Source organism: Anoxynatronum sibiricum, from assembly GCF_039414295.1.
GTDB lineage: Bacteria > Bacillota > Clostridia > Peptostreptococcales > Tindalliaceae > Anoxynatronum > Anoxynatronum sibiricum.
The window spans coordinates 1-24,988 of record NZ_JBCITM010000031.1 but is presented as its reverse complement, the minus strand read 5'-3'; the positions used below and the strand labels follow the sequence as shown (position 1 = coordinate 24,988).

At 49.3% G+C, this 24,988-nt stretch carries 22 protein-coding genes and 2 other annotated features; of the genes, 1 reads left to right on the top strand and 21 read right to left on the bottom strand.

Annotation, left to right across the window (positions count from 1 at the left end; translation table 11 throughout):
• Positions 1–153 precede the first annotated feature (153 nt).
• From ilvB to AAIG11_RS17190, 21 genes are all read right to left on the bottom strand, one after another.
• A complete protein-coding gene (ilvB, locus tag AAIG11_RS17290) occupies positions 154–1,833 on the bottom strand; it encodes a biosynthetic-type acetolactate synthase large subunit (RefSeq protein ID WP_343187474.1) in 1,680 nt (559 codons plus the stop codon).
• Positions 1,834–1,835: 2 nt separating this feature from the next.
• The gene (gene leuB, locus AAIG11_RS17285; protein WP_343187473.1) at positions 1,836–2,933 is read right to left on the bottom strand and encodes a 3-isopropylmalate dehydrogenase; all 1,098 of its coding nucleotides are present in this window, start codon (positions 2,931–2,933) and stop codon (positions 1,836–1,838) included.
• The gene (leuD, locus tag AAIG11_RS17280) at positions 2,930–3,421 is read right to left on the bottom strand and encodes a 3-isopropylmalate dehydratase small subunit (protein WP_343187472.1); all 492 of its coding nucleotides are present in this window, start codon (positions 3,419–3,421) and stop codon (positions 2,930–2,932) included. The genes leuB and leuD overlap by 4 nt, the downstream gene beginning before the upstream one ends.
• Positions 3,422–3,478: 57 nt before the next feature.
• Positions 3,479–4,738, bottom strand: a complete 1,260-nt coding sequence (gene leuC / locus AAIG11_RS17275) for a 3-isopropylmalate dehydratase large subunit (RefSeq protein WP_343187471.1) — start codon at positions 4,736–4,738, stop codon at positions 3,479–3,481.
• A gap of 47 nt (positions 4,739–4,785) precedes the next feature.
• The gene (gene cimA, locus AAIG11_RS17270) at positions 4,786–6,390 is read right to left on the bottom strand and encodes a citramalate synthase (RefSeq protein ID WP_343187470.1); all 1,605 of its coding nucleotides are present in this window, start codon (positions 6,388–6,390) and stop codon (positions 4,786–4,788) included.
• A gap of 4 nt (positions 6,391–6,394) precedes the next feature.
• Entirely contained in the window at positions 6,395–7,924 is a 1,530-nt protein-coding gene (locus AAIG11_RS17265; protein WP_343187469.1) for a 2-isopropylmalate synthase, read from the bottom strand.
• Between the two features lie 105 nt (positions 7,925–8,029).
• Entirely contained in the window at positions 8,030–9,022 is a 993-nt protein-coding gene (gene ilvC / locus AAIG11_RS17260) for a ketol-acid reductoisomerase (RefSeq protein WP_343187468.1), read from the bottom strand.
• Positions 9,023–9,075: 53 nt separating this feature from the next.
• Positions 9,076–9,558, bottom strand: coding sequence for an acetolactate synthase small subunit (ilvN, locus tag AAIG11_RS17255; RefSeq protein ID WP_343187467.1), 483 nt, complete (start codon positions 9,556–9,558; stop codon positions 9,076–9,078).
• 47 nt (positions 9,559–9,605) lie between these two features.
• Positions 9,606–9,857 (bottom strand) — a binding site (T-box leader).
• A 473-nt stretch (positions 9,858–10,330) separates the two neighbouring features.
• Positions 10,331–11,227: an Hsp33 family molecular chaperone HslO gene (gene hslO / locus AAIG11_RS17250; RefSeq protein WP_343187466.1), complete on the bottom strand. Its 897-nt coding sequence runs from the start codon at positions 11,225–11,227 to the stop codon at positions 10,331–10,333.
• Between the two features lie 107 nt (positions 11,228–11,334).
• Positions 11,335–11,535 (bottom strand): cold-shock protein, encoded by a 201-nt coding sequence (locus tag AAIG11_RS17245; protein WP_283407808.1) that lies wholly within the window; start codon positions 11,533–11,535, stop codon positions 11,335–11,337.
• A gap of 146 nt (positions 11,536–11,681) precedes the next feature.
• Complete coding sequence (locus AAIG11_RS17240; protein ID WP_343187465.1) at positions 11,682–12,791, bottom strand: CPBP family glutamic-type intramembrane protease; 1,110 nt, start codon at positions 12,789–12,791, stop codon at positions 11,682–11,684.
• Positions 12,792–12,837: 46 nt separating this feature from the next.
• Positions 12,838–14,019, bottom strand: a complete 1,182-nt coding sequence (locus tag AAIG11_RS17235; protein ID WP_343187464.1) for a M20 metallopeptidase family protein — start codon at positions 14,017–14,019, stop codon at positions 12,838–12,840.
• Between the two features lie 138 nt (positions 14,020–14,157).
• On the bottom strand, positions 14,158–14,691 hold the full coding sequence (gene hpt, locus AAIG11_RS17230; RefSeq protein ID WP_343187475.1) for a hypoxanthine phosphoribosyltransferase: 534 nt from the start codon (positions 14,689–14,691) through the stop codon (positions 14,158–14,160).
• A 134-nt stretch (positions 14,692–14,825) separates the two neighbouring features.
• Positions 14,826–14,981, bottom strand: a complete 156-nt coding sequence (locus AAIG11_RS17225; RefSeq protein ID WP_343187463.1) for a hypothetical protein — start codon at positions 14,979–14,981, stop codon at positions 14,826–14,828.
• A gap of 236 nt (positions 14,982–15,217) precedes the next feature.
• Complete coding sequence (locus AAIG11_RS17220) at positions 15,218–16,507, bottom strand: polysaccharide deacetylase family protein (RefSeq protein WP_343187462.1); 1,290 nt, start codon at positions 16,505–16,507, stop codon at positions 15,218–15,220.
• A 127-nt stretch (positions 16,508–16,634) separates the two neighbouring features.
• On the bottom strand, positions 16,635–17,375 hold the full coding sequence (locus tag AAIG11_RS17215) for a 4Fe-4S double cluster binding domain-containing protein (RefSeq protein ID WP_343187461.1): 741 nt from the start codon (positions 17,373–17,375) through the stop codon (positions 16,635–16,637).
• Entirely contained in the window at positions 17,375–18,691 is a 1,317-nt protein-coding gene (locus AAIG11_RS17210) for a bifunctional folylpolyglutamate synthase/dihydrofolate synthase (RefSeq protein ID WP_343187460.1), read from the bottom strand. Before AAIG11_RS17210 ends, AAIG11_RS17215 begins: the two co-directional genes overlap by 1 nt.
• Before the next feature lie 72 nt (positions 18,692–18,763).
• Positions 18,764–21,412, bottom strand: coding sequence for a valine--tRNA ligase (locus tag AAIG11_RS17205; RefSeq protein ID WP_343187459.1), 2,649 nt, complete (start codon positions 21,410–21,412; stop codon positions 18,764–18,766).
• A 72-nt stretch (positions 21,413–21,484) separates the two neighbouring features.
• Positions 21,485–21,725: a binding site (T-box leader), on the bottom strand.
• Positions 21,726–22,059: 334 nt separating this feature from the next.
• Positions 22,060–22,716: a hypothetical protein gene (locus tag AAIG11_RS17200; protein WP_343187458.1), complete on the bottom strand. Its 657-nt coding sequence runs from the start codon at positions 22,714–22,716 to the stop codon at positions 22,060–22,062.
• Between the two features lie 76 nt (positions 22,717–22,792).
• Positions 22,793–23,236, bottom strand: a complete 444-nt coding sequence (locus AAIG11_RS17195) for a hypothetical protein (RefSeq protein WP_343187457.1) — start codon at positions 23,234–23,236, stop codon at positions 22,793–22,795.
• Positions 23,237–23,329: 93 nt separating this feature from the next.
• On the bottom strand, positions 23,330–23,956 hold the full coding sequence (locus tag AAIG11_RS17190) for a hypothetical protein (protein ID WP_343187456.1): 627 nt from the start codon (positions 23,954–23,956) through the stop codon (positions 23,330–23,332).
• A 207-nt stretch (positions 23,957–24,163) separates the two neighbouring features.
• On the opposite strand from AAIG11_RS17190, the gene AAIG11_RS17185 reads away from it, so the two are divergent.
• Complete coding sequence (locus tag AAIG11_RS17185) at positions 24,164–24,481, top strand: ATP-binding cassette domain-containing protein (protein ID WP_343187455.1); 318 nt, start codon at positions 24,164–24,166, stop codon at positions 24,479–24,481.
• Positions 24,482–24,988 lie beyond the last annotated feature (507 nt).

Below are 24,988 nucleotides of genomic sequence, written 5' to 3'. Positions count from 1 at the left end.
GCCACTATCCTTGATAATAGAGGATAGGAATACCCTTTCTCAAAGCAATATCACCCCTCAAAACTGATTCTAAGCGCAAAAAAGCCATGTTTCATCTCTAAAACATGACTTTTTCGACAACCTCAGACCCTCCACTTCGGAGGGTCTTTTCATTTAGAGGGTTTCTTCAGTGATGAGATCCTGAATAAAAGCTCCCGGCGGTACCATCGGAAAGACCTTGTCGTCTTTGTCAATGGGTACATGGACTACCACAGGTCCGTCCTGAACCAAGGCTTCCTTTAAAACTGATTCCACATCTTCCACTCTCTCCAGCTTATATCCTTTGGCACCAAAGGCCTCAGCCAACTTAACAAAATCTGTTTTGCGATCTATGGTGGTTCCGGCAAACCGTTTATCAAAGAAAAGATCCTGCCACTGACGTACCATGCCCAGTACTCCGTTATCCAGAATAATGATCAAAATGGGCAGCTGGTAATGCGCAGCGGTCGCCAGTTCGTTGCAATTCATAAGGAAACTGCCGTCACCGGCAATGTTAATTACTTTTTTATCCTTTCGCCCAATGGCTGCTCCCATACAGGCTCCCAGACCAAATCCCATGGTACCTAACCCACCAGAGGTAAGGAAGGTACGGGGTTCACTGTGGGTATAATACTGGGCGGCCCACATCTGGCTTTGCCCCACTTCGGTGGTAACAATGGCCCGCCCGGAGGTAAGGTCACTCAATGCGCGAATTACGGTATGGGGTTTGATGGTACCATTCTGGTTAGTCGCCAGGGGATAGGAAGTTTTCCAGTCCTGAATCTGATTCACCCATGACTGTCTTGCTTCCACATGGGTATCTTCCAACGCAGCGTTGAGCTTTTGGAGGGCCAGTTTCACATCACCGCTGAGGTGATGCACTGCCCGCACATTTTTATTCACCTCTGCCGGATCAATGTCTATGTGCAAAATAAAAGCATCGGGGGCAAAGCCTTTCACATTGCTAATGACCCGGTCACTGAATCGAGACCCCACTGCAATGAGTAAATCACACTGAGTTGCCGCCATATTGGAGGTTTTGCTCCCGTGCATACCAATCATGCCAGTGAATAGTGAATGGCCAGTATTCACTCCTCCCAAACCCATAAGGGTGGAAGAAAATGGGGCGTTCATTTTTTCGATGAAGGCCAGCATTTCTTCGCCAGCGTCGGCTCGAATCACCCCTCCCCCGGTCAGAATAAAAGGTTTCTTTGACTCTTTAAGAATGGCCAGCGCGTTTTTCAGAGATTCCGCTGTGATAGTATTCTGCTTTTCAATGACCTGTAACTCCTGGGGAGTATAGGCGGCCATGGCCACCGATACATCTTTAGGAATATCCACCAACACCGGGCCTGGACGACCTTCGTTGGCAATATGGAAGGCCCGCCGCAGGGTGTCGGCCAGTTGATTCACATCTTTAACAATAAAGCTGTGCTTGGTGATGGGCATGGTGACTCCCATGATATCCACTTCCTGAAAGCTGTCTTTGCCCAGGAGTGGAAGAGGCACATTGCCTGTCACCACTACCATGGGTATGGAATCCATGTGGGCGGTGGCGATGCCAGTGACAGTATTGGTGGCCCCAGGACCGGAAGTGGCGATAACCACACCGGTTTTTCCCGTTGCCCGGGCATAGCCGTCTGCCGCATGGGTGGCTCCCTGTTCATGAGAGGTAAGAATATGAGCGATGCGGTCCTGGTACTCGTAGAGGGCATCAAAGATATGGATGACGGTTCCTCCAGGGTATCCAAAAACCGTATCCACACCCTGTTCCAGCAGGCATTCCATCAGTATTTGGGATCCATTGAGCTGCATGGTCAGGCTCCTTTCTTTTCAAACTGCTTCACTGCTGCCACAACAGCGGCTCCCATTTCCCGGGTGCCAGTTAATTGACAGCCGTCACTGTAAATATCACCGGTACGCAGGCCCTGGTTCAAAACGTGCTCCACAGCGCTCTCCATCAGCATCGCTTCTGCTTCCAGTCCGAAAGAAATACGCAGCATCATGGCTGCCGACAGGATGGTGGCCAGGGGGTTAGCCTTGTTTTGGCCGGCAATATCAGGCGCAGAACCGTGCACAGGTTCATACATACCGCCTTTGTCTTCTCTCAGGCTGGCAGAAGGCAGCATGCCGATGGATCCGGTGATCATTCCCGCTTCGTCTGAAAGAATATCCCCAAACATGTTTTCTGTAAGGATGACATCAAATTGTCCGGGGCTCTTCACCAACTGCATGGAGGCATTGTCAACATACATGTGGTCCAGGCTGATGGTGGGATAAGCCGCCGCTTCTTCCATCACTGTTTTTCGCCACAGGCGGGAGCTCTCCAATATATTCGCTTTATCCACGCTAGTTACCTTACCCGACCGACCTTTCGCCAGCTCAAGGGCCACCCGGGCAATGCGCCGGATTTCACTTTCATGGTACTGCATGGTGTCATAGGCATACCAGCCGCCGGTTTCGTCCTGAAGACGCTCCTGCTTACCGAAATAGAGGCCCCCGGTGAGTTCCCGCACCACCATGACATCGATGCCTTTGGCGGCAATCTGCGGGTGAAGGGGACAGGCATCTTTTAATGGCTGAAAGAGCACCGCAGGCCGCAGGTTGGCAAACAGGCCCAGACTTTTACGAAGCCCCAGCAACGCTCTTTCAGGCCGATATTCCCCCTCCAGGTGATCCCATTTGGGACCACCTACTGCTCCTAAGAGTACTGCATCTGCTTCCTGAGAAGTTTGCAGGGTTTCTTCCGGTAACGGATGCCCCGTGGCATCCAGAGCGGCACCGCCTGCCAGCAGCAGTGGGTACGAAAAGGTGTACCCACCGATGGCAGCCACCGTTTCCAGTACTTTTATGGTTTCCTGAATGACTTCCGGCCCGATTCCGTCTCCGGGTATTGTGGCAATGGTGAATTTCATGAGAGTTCCTCCTTCACCCGGCCCACCAAGCCGTCGGCGGCAATAATGGCCTGGATGAATGGCGGAAACGGTTGTGTCTGGTAGGTTTTGTTCCGGGTTTTGTTGGTGATGGTGCCGGCAGCAAAATCAACCATCAGCTCATCCCCTTTTTCCACTTCATTGACGGCTTCTTCACATTCAAGAATGGGCAAGCCAATGTTGATGGCATTTCGGTAAAAAATCCGGGCAAAGGTCTGGGCAATGACACAGGACACTCCTGCGGTTTTAATGGCCAGGGGCGCATGTTCCCGGGAAGATCCGCAACCAAAGTTTTTGCCGGCTACAATCACATCTCCCGCTTCCACTTCATTCACAAAATCAGCATCAATGTCTTCCATGCAGTGGCTGGCCAATGCTGCCGGGTCGGAGTTATTTAAATATCTGGCCGGGATAATGACATCGGTATCCACGTTATTTCCATAAACAAAGGCTTTTCCTTGTGCAACCATGGGTCACTTCCTCTCTTTCGGTTCCATCGGTAAATGTATTGTGATTCACTTGATTGACTATAGCTCTTCCGGGCTGCTGATGCGACCAGTCAGCGCCGAAGCGGCAGCCACTGCCGGGCTGGCCAGATAGACTTCTGATTCCGGATGTCCCATACGCCCCACAAAATTTCGGTTGGTGGTGGCCACCGCCCGTTCGCCTTTGGCCAGAATTCCCATGTGGCCACCCAGACAGGGGCCGCAGGTGGGGGTGCTGAAAACTGCGCCAGCCTCCACAAAGATCTCCACCAAACCTTCCCTCACCGCTTGAAGGTAAATTTTTTGTGTCCCTGGGAAAATAATGCACCGCAGGTTTTTCGCTACTTTCTTCCCTTTCAGAATTTTGGCTGCCATCCGCAAATCATCCATGCGACCATTGGTGCAGGAACCGATGACCACCTGGTCAATCTTCACATCACCAGCTTCCGCCACAGGGCGAGTATTGTCAGGCAGGTGAGGAAACGCCACTGTCAGGGGGATGGTGGCAAGGTCAATGCGGTGGGTTTTTTCATAAAAAGCATCTTCGTCGGCTTCATATACCCGATGAGGTTTCACGGCATGCTCTTTCACATAAGCCTGCGTCTTCTCATCCACAGGGAAAATGCCGTTTTTAGCTCCGGCTTCAATGGCCATGTTGGCCATGGTGAACCGGTCGTCCATTCCCAGATTGGCAATACCCTCACCTGTAAACTCCATGGACTGGTAACGGGCGCCATCCACCCCAATCATGCCGATGATGTGAAGAATCACATCTTTCCCCGTTACCCAGGGCTGTAGTTTCCCTGTGAGTTCAAAACGCTGGGCTTCCGGTACCCGGAACCAGGTTTTGCCGGTGGCCATTCCTGCTGCCATATCGGTGGAACCCACCCCGGTGGAAAAAGCTCCCAAAGCACCATAAGTACAGGTGTGAGAGTCAGCACCAATCACCACGTCGCCAGGAACCACCAGCCCTTTTTCCGGCAGGAGAGCATGCTCAATTCCCATTTCTCCCACTTCAAAGTAGTTTTCAATATCCTGTTCAACAGCAAATTCCCGAATTTGCCTGCAATGTTCTGCCGAGTGAATGTCTTTGTTGGGGGTGAAGTGGTCTGGCACAATCACCACTTTTTCCCGATCAAACACTTTTGTAGCTCCCATTTTTTCGAACTCCCGCAGTGCCACAGGAGTTGTCACATCATTTCCCAATACCAGATCAAGCTGTGCTTCTATGAGTTCTCCGGCACTCACCGTTTCTCTCCCGGCATGTACCGCCAGTATTTTCTGTGTCATTGTCATACCCATCTTGCCTGCCTCCTGTCTGTCCAGTAATCGTTCTTCCTACCTTTCATTTACATATAGGCGCTGGCTTTTTCTTCAATGATTTTCAGCAGCTTGTACTCCATGGAATCCACCAGAGCCAGCCAGCTGGCTTCAATAATGTCTCCCGAAACCCCCACGGTGCTCCACACATATCGACCGTCAGACGATTCAATGAGTACCCGCACCCGCGAGGCTGTCGCTGAACGGGTATCCAGCACCCGCACCTTGTAGTCGGCCAAGTACACCTCTTTCAGCTCAGGATAGAAGGCTTCCAGCGCTTTTCGAAGCGCTTTATCAAGTGCATTCACCGGCCCATTACCTTCTGCTGCTGTCACTTCTTCTTTGCCATCCACATTAATTTTCAGGATTGCTGTGCTGCTATGGGTACCATCAGGCATTTGCTCATCAATGATTTTAAAGTGATCCAGTGTAAAAAATGGTTTGTATTTACCAAGGGTTTTACGAATCACCAACTCAAAACTGCTTTCTGCCCCTTCAAACTGATACCCTTCATGTTCAAGTTCTTTGAGCCGTTGCATCACCAATTGTGTTTCCTCAGAGTCTTTGCGAATATTGGGATTTACCTTGCGAATTTTATTCAGGATGGTGCTGCGGCCAGCAACTTCAGACATGAGAAAACGCCTTTTATTACCAATTTTCTCCGGGTCAACATGCTCGAATGAGCGCACATTTTTATGAACGCCATCAATATGCATACCGCCTTTATGGGCAAAAGCGCTGTTTCCAATGAAGGGTTCCCGTTCATTCAAGCTGATGTTGGCCACCTCTGCAATGTACCGGGCAGTGGGAGTCAGTTCCTGCAATTTACCGTCAGGCAGACACTGCATCCGTTTTTTCAACTGCAGGTTCCCGATCACCGTGCACAGATTTACATTGCCGCAGCGTTCACCAAATCCCACATAAGTTCCCTGCACCTGCCGGGCACCGGCTTCGACAGCCATAATGGTGTTGGCCACCGCCATACCACCGTCATTGTGGCAGTGAATCCCGATCTTGCCCCCAACTTCTTTGACGACCAGCGCCGTCGCATCAAAAACCTCCTGAGGAAAAGCACCACCGTTGGTTTCGCAGAGCACTATCCAGTCAGCACCGCCGGTTTTAGCCGCCTGCAGTGTGGCTATGGCATACTCCGGATTATTCTTGTAGCCGTCAAAGAAATGTTCTGCATCATATACCACTTCTTTTCCCAGTGATTTAAAGTAGGCCATGGTATCCTGAATCATTGCCAGGTTTTCTTCCAGCGTGGTATTGATGATATCTGTCACATGAAAATCCCAGCTTTTACCAAAGATAGCAACCGCAGGGGTTTCAGCCAGCACCAGGTTCTTAATGTTGTCATCCTCCGCCGGGGCAACTCCTGGCCTCCGGGTGCTTCCAAAGGCAGTGAGCGCAGCATGCTTCAAGTTAATCCCCTTCACCCGCTGAAAAAACTCCAGGTCTTTGGGATTGGATCCCGGATTGCCTGCTTCAATGTAGGCAACACCCAGTTCATCAAGGGCCCGGGTAATTTTGATTTTGTCTTCGACTGAGAAGGAAATGCCTTCTGCCTGAGCGCCATCTCTTAAAGTGGAATCAAAGACAGCAATATTGGTATTGCCTGCCGGTTTTGTCATGTTTTCACGCTCCCTCTTCCCTGACATCACTGATCATTCGGTTGATAGCATTGAGATAGGCTTTGATGCTGGCCTCAATCACGTCAGTACTGATCCCGCTGCCGTGGTATTGCCGGCCGTCTTCTTTTCGAATCTGCACCAGCGCTTCTCCCTGGGCATCTTCACCCTCAGTGATGGCCTGCAGCGAATAGTCTTCCAGATCAAATGTCATCCCCACCAGTTTATCAATGGCTCCAAAGGAGGCATAAATTGGACCGCTGCCTGTGGATACTTCTTCCATTTCCCCTTTTCCATTGATGAGCCTGACAGTGGCCGTGGCGGTCATCTGGTTGCCACAATTGATCACAAACTGCTTCAGGCGGTAATGTTCTTCCATGCGCATGGTTTTTTCCTGCACCAGCGCCTCCAGGTCCCGGTCATAAATCACTTTTTTCTTGTCAGCCAATACTTTAAATTCTTCAAAGACGTTGTCCAGTGCCTGTTTTTCCAATCGGTATCCCAGATCTTTCAGCCGGTCTTCGAAGGCATGACGGCCGGAGTGTTTTCCCAGTACCAGTTGATTGGTGGCAACCCCCACCGACTCAGGTGTCATGATTTCGTAGGTGCTTTTATTGGCCAATACCCCATGCTGATGAATGCCTGATTCATGGGCAAAAGCATTTTCACCCACAACAGCCTTGTTTCGCTGTACTTTCATGCCGGTTACCTGGCTTACCAGACGGCTGGCAGGGTATAATTGGGTGGTTTCAATGCGTGTTTTGGCAGGAAACTGATCTTGCCGGGTGTTAATGGCCATGACGATTTCTTCCATAGCGGCATTACCGGCCCGTTCTCCAATTCCGTTGATGGTGCATTCCAGCTGGGTTGCTCCGGCTTTGACTGCTGCCAGGGTGTTGGCCACCGCCATTCCCAAATCGTTGTGACAGTGCACGGCAATGGTGGCTTTGTCAATGCTGGGGACATTTCGGCGGATCCCATCAATCAGCTGGTAATATTCATCCGGTGTGGTATACCCCACAGTGTCAGGAACGTTGATCACTGTAGCACCTGCCCGAATCACCGCCTCAAAGATTTCGTACAGGTATTCGGGTTGGCTGCGGGTGGCATCCTCTGCTGAGAACTGCACATCACTCAACAGGCTTTTGGCGTACTTCACCATGGCCACTGCCCGCTCCAGCACCTGCTCCCGGGTGGACTTCAGTTTGTATTCAATATGAATGTCCGAAGTGGCAATAAAGGTGTGAATCCGCGGCGCTTCAGCAGCTCTAACAGCTTCATAAGCCCGATCAATATCCTGTGGAACGGCGCGGGCAAGACTGGCCACCCGCGCGTTTCTGATGGTTTCAGCCACTGCTTTGACTGCTTCAAAGTCGCCGGGAGATGCAATGGCAAATCCGGCTTCTATGACATCCACTTTCAGCTTTTCGAGCTGACGGGCCACCTCCAGTTTTTCTCTCAGATTCATGCTGCACCCCGGTGACTGCTCGCCATCCCGCAGCGTGGTATCAAAAACCATCAGATGCTTTCGCTCCATCATTTTCAACTCCTTTTTAATCTATTTTCAGATCTTTTCAGCTTGCCATGGTTGTATCTTCACACGCTTTATGTGTTGCTGTGGTCTATGCCAACCTTATGATCATTATTTTTTCAGCCAACTCATCATTTTTCGAAGATCTTTGCCTACGATTTCAATGGGATGTTCCTGTTCCATTTTGCGTCGTGCCATGAACTGGGGCCGGTTAGCCTGATTCTCCAAAATCCAGTTTTTAGCAAACGTGCCGTCCTGCACTTCTTTGAGCACCTTACGCATTTCGTTTCTGGTTTCTTCAGTGATAATGCGCCGGCCCACACTGTAATCTCCGTATTCGGCGGTATCGCTCACCGAGTAACGCATGTAACTGAGGCCGCCCTGATTAATCAGATCGATGATCAGCTTCATTTCATGCAGACATTCAAAATAGGCACTTTCTGGTTGGTATCCTGCTTCCACCAGTACTTCAAATCCCGCCTTCATCAGTTCGGTCACACCACCGCAAAGCACTGCCTGTTCACCAAAAAGATCTGTTTCGGTTTCTTCCTTGAAGGTGGTTTCCAGCACGCCTGCGCGGGCACCACCAATGCCGGCTGCATAAGCCAAGGCAACATCCATGGTATCACCGGTGACATCCTGATGAATGGCAACCAAACAGGGAACTCCCTTGCCTTCCTGATACTGACTGCGCACCGTGTGGCCAGGCCCTTTGGGTGCCACCATGAACACGTTCACATCTTCCGGGGGGACAATCTGACCATACTGAATGTTAAACCCATGGGCAAACACCAGATAGTTGCCGGGCGAAAGGTTTGGCTTGATGCTTTCCCGATAAAGCTGAGCCTGCTTTTCATCATTGATGAGAATCATCACCACTTCTGCCTCAGCGGCAGCCTCAGCGGCAACAGCCACTTTCAAACCTGCTTCCTCAGCCAGTTTCCAGGACTTGCTGCCTTCATAAAGGCCTACAACTACCTTCACGCCAGATTCATGTAGATTGAGGGCATGGGCATGGCCCTGGCTTCCATAACCGATGACCGCCACTGTTTTTCCCTGCAGTTTCTCCAGACGACATTCCTCTTCATAAAACATTTTTGCCATTGATGTTTCCTCCTTTATGTTTTGAATCTTTATTGCCTGCCTTCATCAGAGAATCAGTGATTACGACGTCCAAGGGCCGTGAGGCCGGTACGAACAATTTCCCGGATCCCATGGGGCTTCATCAGATCAATAAACGCTTCCAATTTTTGATAATCACCGGTGACTTCCAGAATGACACAGTCAGTGGCCACATCAATGACTTTTCCCCGAAAAATATCCGCTACTTCCAGCACAGATGCCCGGTTGGCATCGGTGGTACTCACTTTGATGAGCGCCAGTTCACGATAAACCGATTCTTCAGGCTTCAGTTCTTTAATGCTGACCACGTCGATCAGTTTGTTCAGCTGTTTTTGAATCTGTTCCAGAACTTCCTTATCACCATTGACCACCAGGGTAATGCGTGTCATGCCCGGTAATTCAGTACTGCCGGAAGAAAAGCTTTCGATGTTGTAGCCCCTTCGTGTGAACAGCCCTGAAATACGACTGGTGACACCCGGCTGGTCTTCGACCAGCAATGACAACACATGTTTGTTCATGCCTGCGCCTCCTTTTTAAAATCAAAAAAGCCCCGTCGCTGCATTATTGCAGGGACGAGGCATTTACCACGCGTTACCACCCTCATTGCTTTTATGTATGTGCATACACAAAAACCACTCAGTTCAGGTTCAATCAAACCCGCAGTCTGTAACGGGACTTCCCGTTGACTCCTACTAAAATGATTCGGAATCACTGCTCCGGAGTGAGTCGTGTCTTTCCCGCAGTACCGGTTCGCAGCTGCCACCGGCTCTCTGTAACTGCATTCTTGGCTGGACACTAATTCCATCAGCGCATTTACCTTCTCATCAGGTTCCATCAAACCTTCAGCCTGTAACGGAGCTTACCGTGTACCCCTACTGGCGGCCTTGTGCCGATCTTTGGGGGTATCTGCTCAGGAGGGATGCTCATTTGGCAACAGCATCGGTTCGCAGCAACCACCGACTCTCTGTAACTGTTGTACGCCATCTGACTGTCTCCGTCTTCGCATTTCGTTATGACTAATTTAAAAAGAATTCTAACAGGTAAATTTCTGCTTGTCAACCGCGAAAATGACAATTTTTAATATTTTTGTGAATATTTCTTGAAAAACATTTATTGTGTCAATAGACAAACGTTTTCCTGGAAAGGACGATTCGTATTGATTACAGATAAAAAGATTACAGATAAAAAAAACTGCCCAAAAACACATCGGGCAGTTCACGTTTTAAGACCAAGCGCCTGTAACAGCATCGATCAACATGGGGATGGCGAAAGTAAATAAGACAACCTGCATCATTGTTTGCCGGGAGACAATGCTTCCTGAAGCAGGACTTCCATTTCATTTCGGTTAAACTGATATGCGGTCAGGCAAAAATGGCAGGTAATTTCTGCGTTTCCATCTTCGTGAATCATCTCTCTGAGCTCTTTTTCCCCCAGACTGATCAGTGCTTCTTCCATTCTGTGACGGCTGCAGTCACATTCGAAGCGAGGCTCCATCCGTTCGGTTACCACTGTGTCAAATCCCAGCATCACCAGATGCATCAGTTCTTCTGCATCTTCTGCCTGTTCAAGCAGCTGACTCAGCGGCGGCAGCTGCAGCAGCTGTTTTTCCAACTTAGATAACACTTCTTCTCCAATATCAGGCATCACCTGAAGAATGAACCCCCCGGCTGCTTTAATATGATAGTCCACATCCACCAGCACACTCAACCCCACTGATGACGGCTGTTGCTCTGAATGCATGAAATAAGCGGTTAAATCCTCAGCTATTTCGCCAGTGGAAAGGGGATAGGTGCCAATATATGGCGCTTTCAGCCCCAGGTCTTTAATGACCGTCAGTTCGCCGTCTGTTCCCACAACGGCTCCCACATTCAGCTTTCCGGGAGCCATGTAGACGCTTTCCACCTGAGGATGATCCACCAGGCCTTTGACGCTGCCATCCTGTTTGCCGACACATAGAATGGTTCCAATGGGTCCGCCTCCGTTGATGCGCAGGGTGAAACGCTCGCCGCCGCCTTTGAGCATCTGGCTCATCATGGCCGTGGCTCCCAGACTTCTTCCCAGTGCAGCCGATGCGACAGGTGACAGTTGATGAATCTGACGGGCCTTTTCAACCATACCAGTATGGCAGATAAAAAAGCCTCTGATTTGGTGATTTGACGCTGTCATACGAACTAATTGATCTTTCATTCAATAACCACCTTTCGGCCGCTAAGGCCACAAATCAACAAAAAACAGGCCGGTACTCCAGCCTGTTCGGTTCCGAGTTTATTTGAAATCAGATTCTAAGTAACTCCTTAGGCTCTTTGAACATTGGTAGCCTGAGGACCCTTTTCACCATCAACGATTTCAAAGCTGACTTCCTGTCCTTCTTCGAGGGTTTTGAATCCATCCATCGTGATGGCAGAGAAGTGTACGAAAACATCTTCACCGTTTTCTCTGGAGATGAAACCATAACCTTTCTCCGCGTTGAACCATTTAACCGTACCTTTTTCCATTCTCAAATTCCTCCCAAAACTTAATTAATGAAAATATCAAGTATTCCCACCAGTATTCATGTTACACGATTGTTCGGCAGTTGTCAACCGATTTGGTGAATTTTGGACCGTTTTTTGCAATCGTTTTCAATTGCCTGGGCCGCTTGTTAGAAGCGTCCCAGGATCATGGATATTTGAATCAGTAAGATGTGGATGAAAAGAGGAATAACACCTGTCAGCGGAAAAAATTCCCACCATTGAACCAATGGCGGCTGTCCATCCGGCAGTGGTTCTCCATTCCCTGTTTCCAGTACCTGTTTTTCTGAGTTTTGTGAGGCTTGCTCAGGCTGTGGGTCGTCACCAAGCCGCGATTCAGCTGCTTTTTCTTCGTCATTTGAAGTGACCGAGGATGCAGCAGAAGAATCATCACTCACCAGTGAGGGCGGCGTAGATGTGCTTATGGCTTGCTGTGGCGATGAGCTGGTCTCCAGTTTTCGATATAAATACCAACTGACACCCATCCCCAGAATCGCCAGCACCCCAAAAAACAGCAGACTGGCCAGCAGCGAATCGCTCACTGTCTCTTCAGCTAACTGCATTTCCTCCGTCGGCATCCACTGAGCCAGCAGGGTAAAGGCATAACTCAGCGTCACTGCAAATCCGTTGTTCACGATGTGCCCGACAATCCCCGCGTATAACGAACCCGTAACCTTCACCAACATGCCAAAAACCAGTCCCAGCATGATGGCACCCATTAAATTGTAAATATTGTAATGGAAAATGCCAAAGAGAAACGCCGTGATTACCACTGCTTTTCCTTGCCCCAGCGATTCATAGCCGCGCATGATAAAGCCCCTGAAAAACACTTCTTCGCAAACGCCGGCCAACAGTGAAACTATGAGCATAAGCCGCAGGTATTCAAATGGGCTGCTGGCTGCAGGCAGCTGGGGAATTTCCAGGTTTCCGATTCTGCTCAACAAGTTCAACATGAAGAGGTTGGCAGTAACAGCAGCCGGATACATGAAAATGGTAATGAGGGCCGCCAGAACTGCCTGACGCACAGAGATGGTATTCAGACGGAGAATTTGCCGCACGTTCATCCGTCTTAGTTCAAGGTATAAAAAGGGAGGCAGCAACACCACTGCCAGCTGGGTAATAATGAGCCCTGTATAAAGTTCCCGTTGCTGAACGGTAAACCCAATGGTGAAGAAAAGCAAACTGCCAATTAAAAAAAGTAAGTTGGCATCAAATACCCGCAAGGTTCTAAGCTTGTTCACGCTGTCATCACTTCCCTTTCAATTATGCACCGTCGAGTGTTGCATTTTAAACCACATCAAAGGCAGCTTTGTGAATCAGTATGTTCAAATACGCCTGCACTCCTGTGGCCAGCACCTGCTCGTCGAAATTAAACCGACCATGATGCAGGGAATGAATCAGCCCTTTTTCTTCGTTTCGGGTACCGAGAAAGAAAAAAAGACCTGGGTACTTTTGTTGGTAAAAAGCGAAGTCTTCTGCCAGCATCACTGGTTCAACCAACTCCACATGTTCCTTTCCCTGGGCTTGCAGAAATGATTCCACCATCTCTAACGGGTTGTAGACTGCCGGGTACATCTCCCTTAGATCCACATCCACCTGACACTGGTAGGTTAGTTCCATTCCCCGCACCACTGCCAGCAGCCTGCTTTTCAATGTTTCATAGGTATCTTCACGGAATGTTCGAATCGTGCCCTCCAACCGCACCTGTCGCGCGATCATGTTGCGAACCTCACCGCCGCTCATGCGCCCAAAGGTAATGACTGCCGGATCAAGCGGGTTGAGGCTGCGGCTGATAATGGTCTGAATGGCCAACATCAACTGCGAAGCCACCACAAGGGCGTCATTACCCATGTGAGGCGTTCCCCCATGGGCATTTTCTCCCCAGATGACGATGTCTATTTCGCTGTTTTGGGCCATCATGGGCCCGGGGCGTACGCCCAGTTTTCCCTGTCCAATACCAGGAAACAAGTGCAGCCCATAAATTTCATTCACTCGGTACTCATCCAGCAGACCGGATTTGACAATTTTTTCAGCACCTCCAGTGCCTTCCTCCCCCGGTTGAAACAAAAGCAGCACATTATCACTCAGACGAAAATCGCCTTTTACAAGCACTTCAGCCAATCCCAGTAAAATCGTCATGTGTCCGTCGTGACCGCAGGCGTGCATCTTCCCTTGCTTTTTTGACTTGAAAGGAACCTCATTCAGCTCCACCACTTCAAGAGCGTCCATATCTGCCCGGAAACAGTAAGTCTTACGACCGTGACTGCCTGGTATCCAGCCAGCCACACCTGTTCCCACAATACCGGTACGGCACTCAATGCCCAGCTCTGTCAGACGGCGTACCACATAATCTGCCGTCTCCAACTCCTGGAAAGCCAGTTCCGGTATTTCATGCAACTCGCAGCGGGTTTGAATCAGCTTCCCCACCATCTTATCCACTTCTTGAGACCATCGCATCCCTTTGTTCATCTTTCCCCTGCTTTCGGTGGCAGCTTTCTTCCATTAGCTCTCTGCCCGTTAATGGTCACTGATCATCAATCAGTTAAAAATGCACCTTAACAAACAAATCATCGTTTGCCATATGGTTTCACTGGCTTCTTTTCTATTTCAGCGCTTTTCATCTGTGACCGCAAACACATAGGGCACATTACGATAATAATCCCCGTAGTTCAGCCCATAGCCCACTACGAAACGGTCAGGAATGGCAAAACCAATGTAGTCGGGCACCAGCTCTGTTTTTCTTCTGGAGGGCTTGTCCAGCAACACGCAGCAGCTCACACTTTTGGGGTTCTTTCCCTTTAGATGCTTCATCACATGACTCATGGTCAGGCCAGAATCTGCAATATCATCCACTACCAGCACATCAAACCCGGTGAGATCTTCCTCGATATCTTTCAGAATGGTCACCTGACCTGTGGTTTCTTCGCCATGTTCATAGCTGGAACTGGTCATAAAATCAACCTTCAGTTTCAGATCAATACGACGCACCAGGTCAGCTGCAAAGATGAAGCTACCCCGGAGTAATGACACCACAAACAGATTTTTGCCAGCGTAATCATGGGTGATGGCTGCTCCTAGTTCACGGATACGGGTTTCAATAACTTCTTCAGAACAAAGGACCTCCCACACTCTTTCTTCAATGTTCATGCCTGAACTACCTCCCCTTTATTCAGTTGATCCGGTGATCAGTCAAGTCCGGTGATTTTTAGATTTCTGATTGCTTTGATTCCATCCATTCTATTCGAAAAATAAAGTCATGTCAATGGATACAGGCATTACAGCATGGGAGGATTCTGATTATGTTTGTTCTTATCCAGCAATTTCTTGATTTCCTTTAACAGCTGAACAATCTGGTTCAGAGCATACTGAATGGAAATCAGGATGATAAAAAAAATTACCGCCGGAACTATGAGGAACTCCTGGGAAAACATGGGCCACCTCCTATCCACTTTTTTCGGATACTCAACCGAAAGCAGACCGGCGAACCGGTCTGTGCAGACTGTAGACAAAATTCGATGAAGACTGGAAATTTGGCTAAGAGCAGCCTTGAAAATTTGGAGTCAGCTGCTCTGACCAAAACCAGTTGCCTTCAACCTGAGCAGAACGGATAACCGGTCTGTGATAATGAAAGCTACGAACTTTGATTTCACCCATGTTCAGCTTGTATCTATGGTGCTTCATACAACCGTATTTCGTAGCCTTCAAGATCTTCTCTCAGCAGCTCTGCCCTGCTCTCAGGAATGGCAATGGTGTTTGGGTCGCCGTCACTGATAAACCGGCGCCGACTGCCAGATTCAAAAGATGCCAGCCAGTCATACATGCCCACACCATCCACCTTGGTTTCGCTGGCCCTTACCCGGCGTATTTTGTGGGGATTAAAGTCCCGGTGATAAGGGGAATGATAGGGGTCCCAGCCCACCTCCAGCACAGCTTCGTTCACGTAGGTCACTTCTTGGTAAGTCCCCCTTTCCACATAAGGAGCCACTGAATCGCTGGACGGCCTCGATCCAAAGGGAAGGGCAAAAGTGTTCACCGGATAATCGTCCACATACCGGTTCATCAGTTGCTGAATGCGCCCCAGCTCCTGCTGAAGCTGCTCTGCTGAAGCATCTCCCAGATGCAGATGAGTTTCGGTGTGATTGCCAATATCCATGCCATTGGTCACCAGATAATTCAGTTTAAAGTCCACCCAGTCCGGCTGTCCGAAAGGGGTGCCGCCATTGATAAAGAAGGTGGCATGGGGTCGAAATTCAGGGTGCTCTTCATGAAAGGCCATGAGAATTCCCACAGCGCAGTCAGGGTCAATGATCCATTCTTCTGCTTCATCCTCAATCATTCTGAAATTATTCTCGTTCCCGTCGTCAAAAGTGAAGACCACCGGTGTTGTGCCTGCTGGGACATGAATCTGGCCCCGGGCATAATCAATGAGGCGAATGGGTCGAAAGCCCTGTTCATAGAGCACTTTCAAGTCTTTACGAAAATGATCAGGTGTCCGGGACCATTCCGCCTCTGGCTCACGAATGTGATGGTACATGAGCACCATGATCTGCCCAAGTTCGTCTGCTTCAACAGAAGCCGGGTCTGCTGCCTCATAGACGGGAACCTGTTGCAGTGATTGACCTGCTGCCTCTTCCGAGTCCGCCGGCAGCGACGTTTCAGACGCTTCTGACACATCTTCATCTCCTGCATTTGTGCCTTCCACAGGTGTTGCCGTTCCTTCATCAGTTACCAGTGGCGGCATCGGATTGCCCGTTGCTCCACTGCTGGTGTCAGAAGCATCTGAACATGCCATGAACAGCCCTGAGATTCCCAGTCCCAGAATCAAAAGAGAGATCAGCACCAGCAGTCCACTTTTTCTGCGCGGTGTCTTTTGCTCCTTGTTAACCGTATTCTGATTGTCTTTTCTGAACCGACCACTTAGTCCAATCATTTCAACATCCTTTCCGGCAACTACCATTCAGGATTCGATGCATTCCATAAACCCCGCGGGCACTGTGGTACTGTTCGCATCGATGGTCCCCTAAATCTGCGATCTGTTGCTGTCTGTTACTGTTTCTTTTGCTGTCTGTTGAATAAGGCTTTCTCTATTCATTACCCCAGGGGCACACGCGGAAACAGATACCGCAAACAGCTCCCCGCCCAATATGCTGATAGGCTTTTTTCATATGATGGCTGCACAGAGAAGGATCTACCAGGGCTTCCCGTTCCAGTCCCGGCGTCCATTGAAGGTTACCCGCCAAGGCCCCCGCCGGACAGGCATCAGCACACCGGCGGCACTCCCCGCAGCGGCTTTCTGTCATCGGATCATCCGTGGCCAGGGGCATGTTGGTGAGGATGGTCACCAGGCGCACCCGGGGCCCATAGGTTGGTGTCACCAGACAGCTGTTTTTACCAATCCAGCCCAAGCCCGCCCGAGTGGCTGCCAGACGGTGCTGAAAGCGGCCGCGGTACCGCTGTTCTTTTTCATTCAGGCTTTGGGATGCGGGAATGGCCAGTGCCTCATAGCCCCATCGCTGAATCTGCAGCATGGCTTTCAGGGCCATTTGGTCCAACAGGGTATTCACCGATCGGTAATGATGAAAATAGGTTTGGGTGGGGCCGGCGGTCACACTGATTTCTTCAATGATCCGCCCTGACAAATGCACCGCCGCCGAAATGGCGACGGGTAAATCTGTCAGATCAGCAGGAAGCCAGGGGGCCACCTGGCCAAAACCCACCAGATCAGCCCCCGCTTCTTTTAAAAGCTTACTTAGTTCCAGCTGGTGAGCCTTTAATGCTTTTTCTGATTCATTGACCAGCCTTTCTGGTGATACCGGTATATCCATCACGCATCACTCCCTGACAATACCCGTTGCCTGACAGTTCCCAGCAAATAGAGGGAACCGGCGCAAATCACCACGCCATTTTCAGGTGTCAGCTCAATGGCTTTGTCAACAGCAGCCTCGGGGTCAGGCACCACGGTAACCGTTATGCCTCCATTGCCCTGATGCTGCTCAATGATCCTTCCCAGTTCTTCTGCTGCCATGGCCCTGGGATTCTCAGGCCGGGTAACCACCACCTGGCGAATTCTTGGCAACAGGATTTCCAGGAATCCTTTCACATCTTTGTCGGCCATCATGCCGGTGAGGAAGGTGACAGGCTGATCTGGCAGCAGCCGTTCAATGCTGCCGGCCAACGACCGGGCACCTGCCAGGTTGTGGGCTCCGTCAATAATGAACAGAGGGTGATGCTGGAGAATTTCCAGCCGCCCCATCCATTTCACCGAAGCCAGTCCCTGGTAGAGGGCTTCCTGGGAAATCGTGTAATTTCCCCGCCGGGGAAGTTCCTGCAATACGCGCAGAGCGATGAGGCAGTTATCCACCTGGTGTAAGCCCGGTAAGGCCACCTGGATATTTCGATAGTCAACCCCACCCAGAATGGCAGAGAACCGCTGCCCTTCCAGACGACTTTCGTGAACTGTCACTGTGTCAGACAGGGCCGATAACAGGGGCGCTTCCAACGCCGCTGCCCTGGCTTCAATAACGGCCATGGCTTCCGGCATTTGCCCGCCCACCACCACCGGGCAGCCGGGTTTGATGATACCTGCCTTTTCTCCGGCAATGGCCGCCAAAGTGTCTCCCAGATACTCCATATGATCATAATCCACGGGAGTAATCACGGAAATCAGGGGCTGGTCCACCACATTGGTGGAGTCTCCCGTTCCACCCAGCCCCACTTCCAGCACCAGCACATCCACCGCCTCCCGGGCGAAGTAAAGAAACCCGATGGCAGTGACCACCTCGAACTCGGTGGGGTGAGTGCAGCCTTCGGCCAGCATGGCTTCCACGGCGATTTTGACTTCGGCAGTCATGACCGCCAGATCTTCATCGGGAATCATGGTTTCGTCGATGCGAATGCGCTCGTTGAAACGTTGAATGTAAGGCGAAGTGTATAAACCTGTTTTATAGCCCGCTGCAGTGAGTACCGACTGGAGCATGGAGCAGACAGAACCTTTCCCGTTGGTACCGGCCACATGAATTACCGGCAGGTTTTTTTCCGGGTTGCCCAGCTTGGCCAGCAGGGCTTTGATATTGGTGAGGCCCAGCTTGCTGCCGAACTTGTAGGTACTGTGAATGTAGGTCAGCGCTTCTTCATAATTCATGGGGGCGTCAGCCTCCTCTTATCATTGATTCGTGCGATTCATCATCACCAGATCCCTGGTTTCCTTGTTACTTTAGATTTTCAGCTCTGCAATGCGTTTCTCAAGGGTCACCAGCATCTCTTCAAAACCGGCTTTCTTGGCCTTTTCTTCTTCCACCAGCTTTTCTGGAGCCTTTTTCATAAAGCCTTCATTGGACAGCTTGCCTTCCACCCGCTTGATTTCTGCCAGGGCTTTTTCCTTTTCTTTTTCCAGCCGCTGAATTTCTTTGTCAAGGTCTATGAGCTCTGCCAGAGGAATGTACAGCTGGGCTCCGGGGATCATGGTGGAAACCGCCAGATTGGGAGCATCCTCCTCTTTCTCAAGGAAGCTGACATCGGCAATGCCTGCCAGGCTTTTCAGGTAGGGGGTTCCCATGGTGATGATCTGGCGGCTTTCTTCTGTCTGAGCCACCACCTGCAGGGCCGCTTTCACACTGTGGGGCACATTCATTTCTGCCCGAATGTTGCGGATGTTGCGAATGGCCGTCATCAGGTGCTCCATGCGGGTTTCCATCTGGGGTTTCAGTGCCTCTTCCATGGCTTTCGGCCAGGGCGCCACCATCACGCTGCCGATGGTATTGGGCAGGGTCTGCCAGATTTCTTCCGTGATAAAGGGCATGAAAGGATGCAAGAGCCGCAGAATACCTTTCAGCACTTCTGTCAGCACCGCCTGGGCGGTTTTTCGGGCGTCTTCATTATCGCCGTAGAGGCGGGTTTTGGTCATCTCAATGTACCAGTCGCAATATTCGTTCCATGTGAAATCGTAAATTTTCTGGAGAGCCAGCCCCAGTTCAAATTTGTCGAGATTGGCTGTCACCTCCTGGCGGGTCCGTTCCAGACGGGAAAGAATCCATTCATCTTCCAGTGCCAGGCTGTCGGCCAGGGTTTCCATTGTCGGTACTTCTTCTTCCAAATTCATCAGAACGAAACGGGTGGCGTTCCACAGTTTGTTGGCAAAATTACGGGCAGCCTCCAGCTTTTCCTGGCTGAACCGCATGTCACTGCCGGGGCTGTTCCCCTGAATAAGGGTGTAGCGCAGGGCATCGGCACCAAACTCATCAATTACCTGCAGGGGGTCTACCCCGTTCCCCAGGGATTTACTCATTTTTCGGCCCTGGGCATCCCGCACCAGTCCATGAATCAGCACATGCTTAAAGGGAATTTCTTCCATAAACTCCAGGCTGGAGAATACCATGCGCACCACCCAGAAAAAGATGATGTCGTAGCCAGTCACCAGTACATCGGTGGGATGGAAGTATTTCAGTTCAGGGGTCTGCTCCGGCCATCCCAGGGTGGAGAAGGTCCACAGGGCAGAGCTGAACCATGTATCCAGCGCATCTTCATCCTGCCGCAGGTTGGTGCTGTTGCATTTCGAGCAGGCATCAGGTGCCTGGCGGGCCACAGTGATTTCCTGGCAGTCATCACAGTAGTAGGCAGGAATCCGGTGCCCCCACCATAATTGCCGGGAAATGCACCAGTCCCGAATATTCTCCAGCCAGTGGAAGTAGGTTTTGTCAAACCGTTCCGGCACAAATTTGATGGATCCGTCTTTGACGGCATCAATGGCTGGCTTTGCCAGGGGTTCCATGCGCACAAACCATTGTTCGGAGGTGAGGGGTTCCACTGCCGTATGGCAGCGGTAGCAGTGCCCCACACTGTGGTTCCGTTCTTTCACCTCCACCAGCAGTCCCAGCTCTTCCAGGTCCTTTACCAGTGCTTTTCGGCATTCATAACGAGCCATGCCCACGTAGGGGCCTCCCAGCTCGTTGATGGAGGCATCGTCATTCATCACCCGAATTTGGGGCAGGTCGTGGCGCACCCCCACCTCGAAATCGTTGGGGTCATGACAGGGGGTGATTTTCACCGCACCGGTGCCAAACTCCGGGTCCACATAGGTATCGGCAATAATGGGAATTTCCCGGTTCAAAACGGGCAGAATGGCGATTTTTCCAATAAGGTGCTTGTACCGTTCATCATCAGGATGCACTGCCACGGCTGTATCTCCCAAAATGGTTTCGGGGCGTGTAGTGGCAATTTCGATGAACCCGTCTTCGCCTTTAATGGGATATTTCACATGCCAGAAATTCCCCATTTTATCTTCATGTTCCACCTCTGCATCAGAAAGGGAAGTTTTACAGTCCGGGCACCAGTTGATGATCCGGTTCCCCCGGTAAATCAGCCCTTTTTCAAAGAGACGCACAAACACCTCTGTCACAGCGGCGCTGCAGCCTTCATCCATGGTGAAACGTTCACGATCCCAGTCACAGGAGCTGCCCAGCTGCTGCATTTGCTCCACAATGCGACGGCCATAGGTATCCCGCCAGGCCCAGGCTTCTTCCATGAATTTTTCCCGGCCCAGCTCTTTTTTGCTGATTCCCTTTTCCTCTTTCACCTTTTCAACCACTTTCACTTCTGTGGCGATACTGGCATGGTCGGTTCCCGGCATCCACAGGGCTTCAAACCCGCTCATACGCTTGTAGCGAATGAGGATATCCTGAATGGTTTGGTCCAGGGCATGGCCCAGGTGCAAGGCACCGGTGATGTTGGGGGGCGGCAGCATGATGCTGAAGGGGGTTTTATTTTCATTCACTTCTGCACGAAAATACCCTTTCTCCAGCCAGTCCTGATACACTTTTTTCTCAAAATCCTTGGGGTCATAGTTTTTAGGTAACTGGTTTGCCATTGTATTTCCTCCTTCAAATATCAACTTTCGTATTAATGATTTTTTCCCATCAAAAAAACCCTCTCTCCTATCTCTAAGGACGAAAGGGCTTCGCGGTACCACCTTAATTCCGGCAACAAAACAACAACCAAAGTGCCGACACTTCATCAGGATAACGGCCTGCACCGTCCACATGTACGCACCTGCCAAAGCAGGCTTCCACCCGGAAGCTTCAAAGCTACCTTCAACAGCCAGTGTTCCAAAAAGTCTTTCAGCCAGGGACTTTTCTCTCTGGGGAGCTGCGCTGCCTACTCCTCTTTTTCATCGCTTTTGTGCATCGATTAACTTTCTTTGGTTCATTATACCCTACTGAATGGGATTGTCAACTCACATCTATCCATCATTTTGCTGTTTCAACCAGTCAAAATCGAAGTGAAGATTCAGTTAACGCCGACAGATAAACACCTCTAATGTGACACCAGGCATCTGCCAAGATGCTTCTTATAACTTGATTTTAACCATCTATCTCCTTTTCTTTCTTTTGCATTCATTATATCAACCTAATATCAACCTACATTTTTGAGTCGAAGATGTTTGGTTAGGTTCCGCTTATACCTCAGTTGAAAATGTCACACCCGTTGATCAACTTGCTGAAAGCCGATGATCATTTACATTTTTATTTTCAACTCAAATAAGATGTCTTCCAGTTCTTTCAACAGTTCTTGAATCGTTGCCTCCGAAACATGTTTGCCGCTGCTTAAAGGGTTATCTTTGTATAAATCATAATTGGCCATCGACTTGATCCGGTTTTCTATCGCCTCCACATATCCTGAGAAGTCTAACTTTCTCGCCTGGTGTATATACTTAAATTCAGACCCATATGCATCAGCAACCACCTCTCCAAGAACTGTATGCATTGAAATTACTCTATCCATAAGCAAAATAGCTTTGCCTATCGTATCATTAAATGTTTTTTCATCTATACCCTCACTAAACTTATGATTTGGCACACATACATCAACTATCATCGGTTCATTGGAGTTGGGCTTTTTAAAGAACGTCCTGAAGATTGTCTGCCCTGTACTTTCCTGATAAAACATCTTTACATCATTGGACAGCAATGTATTCTGTAACTTCCCATTAAGTTTGGATAAATCGAACACTTTTGAACCAACATCACTATTCTTTGCTAATTTAAACTTTTCTGATACATATATATCAGTTTCGTTATTGATCAAGTCTTCGAACTTGTCTTGAAGGTTATTATTGGAGGCAGCCTTAGCTCCAGTGTAATAATTGGTTGAGCTCACATTGCTAATGTTCATTGTTAAACCCCTTTCTCATTTTTTGGATGTGATTCTTAGGAATTATGACGGCTCACACTCATGTTCGCACAACACATCAGTAGTACTTTGATGAACTTGTATGTGCCGCACTTTCAACCTGTGAACCACTTCGATAAGCAATTCCATTTGAAACCATTCGATACGAGTACCCTTTTGTAACATAGTGACTCCCGCTGAGCCCCATACTTGTACCATTCGCAGTATTCGACCATGATTTTATGGTTGTCCACCTATTATTGTTGTAGCGTTGTAAGCTGATATTGATTCTGAGGGAGTCAACATTTCTTGCTGTTAAATAAGACGAAACCGATACCTGGCCGTTTGAAGCGATATCAAAATTATTCTGAAACAATACGATGTGTGTAAACAGAGGCTGTATCAATTCTTGTGTTTCAATACTTGGTGCTTCTTTCACTTCGTTCAACGCAAAAACCGGCCCATTCAACAAAAAAATGACGACACCTACACACAGTAACTGAATGACTCTTCTCATGTTCATATGATCATCTCCTTTTGCTATGAAAACGATATAGAGGAGCTATCTGTTACACTTTTTTTCAGTTGGAAAACCGCTGCATTGAAAGTGAAGCGGCTAATGGATCAACCCTTCAAACCACTGAAAATCAAAAGGCACTGTCACCAGTCCCTGTCCGCCTTCACCATTCATCTTGCCATCCGGAAAAAACAGTCTGTCATCCTCCAGCACATACAGATAAAAGACATACCCCTCCTGCAACTGCTCTGGGTAATCCATGGCATGGCCTTTCTGGTTAATGACTTCGTCGTCATAAGCCACACTGACGTAATAGAAGTCACTCTCAAGCCAACTGGTTATGTCTTCGTCGTCAATCACGTATTCCCCAGAAGCTGTCTTCAGCGCATCAAAGATGGCCTCAATGGTCGCCTCATCCCTGATCTCAACGGTTCTTTCCTCAATCTCCAGCATTTGCCCTGGCAGTTGTCCAAAGAAGGCTTCAACTTCCTGTCGTTCTTCGTTCTCCAACTGACTCATGTCATCAAAAGCTACCCCAGGGCCACTGTTGCCTATTTCCTGGACCATTTCATAAACTTCCTTGTTTTGGACCATCAGACCTGCTGGCGTCACCAGGTGTTGCAGATCTATTTCCTTAACTGTCATTGACCCGCCATCACCACAAGCCATGAAAATCGATCCTATGAAGCAGGTCAGGCCAATCAGCCATTTTTGCTTTCGAGTCATCATAGCACCTCCACTTTAAAACTGAGATTGACGTCCTGTTTTAGAATGTTGCAAAAAGTCGGGCTTTGACCGCACCGTCTTCAAAATGGCATTAATCGTTAACCTCTACAACATAACCCTCCAAGAGAACCTCTCTATGGTTGGTGGAATAACGCACTTTCACTGTAAATCAATAATCCCCAGTCTATTTTCTTCCTGTAACAGAGCATGGGCGAAATTATTATGCTTCCCCTTACACTTGAGGGTGTAACAGTTGTCGAGGTAAAAAAAAGAACAAATGCAGTTTCGAAGCTTCTTGGAATTGAAAAGTTGCTTAACAAAAGCACCTTTGAAATATCAGGTGGACAAGCACAACGCACAGCAATTGCCAGAGCAGTTGTAGCAAATCCCTTATTACTTCTTGCCGATGAACCGACAGGAAATCTTGACTCCAAGAACTCTAAAGATGTGATGGACCTATTTTCAATACTCAATACAAAAAAACACATCAATTTTGATGGTTACTTACGACGCATACGTCGCTAGCTGCAGCAAGCGCGTGCTCATTATCAAAGATGGCCGATTGTATCAGGAAATTGTTTGTGGAGAAAATCGCATCGCCTTTCACTCAAAATCGTTGATGCAATGATCCTTCCAGGAGGTAAAGATCGTGACCTTATTTAGTTTTGCGGTGAAGAATATCAGTAATGTTGGACTGAAAGCTGTAATCGGTGATGAGCTGGAATGGGTTGTCTGGTGAACAGGTTTCGCTTAACCCTAAGACGTAACCGCTGTGGCCTTTTTTGCTTTTGATGCGGTTAGTGGCTTCGGAGTGGCTTCGGTGTCATGGCCAGACTGCAGGGAATCGGACATGTCTTTATTTAAGCTTATTTTTTAACTCGTTTATCTCTGTTTCAATATTTTCATCCGAATGTCAATGAATTTCTGAGCCGCGCGCTGATGAATTTTTGAGCCATTGTGCTCGCCAATTTGTGAGCCAATAGCTTCGTTACTGTCTTTGCTTTTGATCTTTGACTAAGTAACACAAAAAGT

Coding starts and splice junctions, on each gene's coding strand:
- ilvB (WP_343187474.1), bottom strand. CDS start 1,833: ATGCAGCTCAATGGATCCCAAATACTGATGGAATGCCTGCTGGAACAG.
- leuB (WP_343187473.1), bottom strand. CDS start 2,933: ATGAAATTCACCATTGCCACAATACCCGGAGACGGAATCGGGCCGGAA.
- leuD (WP_343187472.1), bottom strand. CDS start 3,421: ATGGTTGCACAAGGAAAAGCCTTTGTTTATGGAAATAACGTGGATACC.
- leuC (WP_343187471.1), bottom strand. CDS start 4,738: ATGGGTATGACAATGACACAGAAAATACTGGCGGTACATGCCGGGAGA.
- cimA (WP_343187470.1), bottom strand. CDS start 6,390: ATGACAAAACCGGCAGGCAATACCAATATTGCTGTCTTTGATTCCACT.
- AAIG11_RS17265 (WP_343187469.1), bottom strand. CDS start 7,924: ATGGAGCGAAAGCATCTGATGGTTTTTGATACCACGCTGCGGGATGGC.
- ilvC (WP_343187468.1), bottom strand. CDS start 9,022: ATGGCAAAAATGTTTTATGAAGAGGAATGTCGTCTGGAGAAACTGCAG.
- ilvN (WP_343187467.1), bottom strand. CDS start 9,558: ATGAACAAACATGTGTTGTCATTGCTGGTCGAAGACCAGCCGGGTGTC.
- hslO (WP_343187466.1), bottom strand. CDS start 11,227: ATGAAAGATCAATTAGTTCGTATGACAGCGTCAAATCACCAAATCAGA.
- AAIG11_RS17245 (WP_283407808.1), bottom strand. CDS start 11,535: ATGGAAAAAGGTACGGTTAAATGGTTCAACGCGGAGAAAGGTTATGGT.
- AAIG11_RS17235 (WP_343187464.1), bottom strand. CDS start 14,019: ATGAACAAAGGGATGCGATGGTCTCAAGAAGTGGATAAGATGGTGGGG.
- AAIG11_RS17225 (WP_343187463.1), bottom strand. CDS start 14,981: ATGTTTTCCCAGGAGTTCCTCATAGTTCCGGCGGTAATTTTTTTTATC.
- AAIG11_RS17220 (WP_343187462.1), bottom strand. CDS start 16,507: ATGGTAGTTGCCGGAAAGGATGTTGAAATGATTGGACTAAGTGGTCGG.
- AAIG11_RS17215 (WP_343187461.1), bottom strand. CDS start 17,375: ATGGATATACCGGTATCACCAGAAAGGCTGGTCAATGAATCAGAAAAA.
- AAIG11_RS17210 (WP_343187460.1), bottom strand. CDS start 18,691: ATGAATTATGAAGAAGCGCTGACCTACATTCACAGTACCTACAAGTTC.
- AAIG11_RS17205 (WP_343187459.1), bottom strand. CDS start 21,412: ATGGCAAACCAGTTACCTAAAAACTATGACCCCAAGGATTTTGAGAAA.
- AAIG11_RS17200 (WP_343187458.1), bottom strand. CDS start 22,716: ATGAACATTAGCAATGTGAGCTCAACCAATTATTACACTGGAGCTAAG.
- AAIG11_RS17195 (WP_343187457.1), bottom strand. CDS start 23,236: ATGAACATGAGAAGAGTCATTCAGTTACTGTGTGTAGGTGTCGTCATT.
- AAIG11_RS17190 (WP_343187456.1), bottom strand. CDS start 23,956: ATGACTCGAAAGCAAAAATGGCTGATTGGCCTGACCTGCTTCATAGGA.
- AAIG11_RS17185 (WP_343187455.1), top strand. CDS start 24,164: ATGGGCGAAATTATTATGCTTCCCCTTACACTTGAGGGTGTAACAGTT.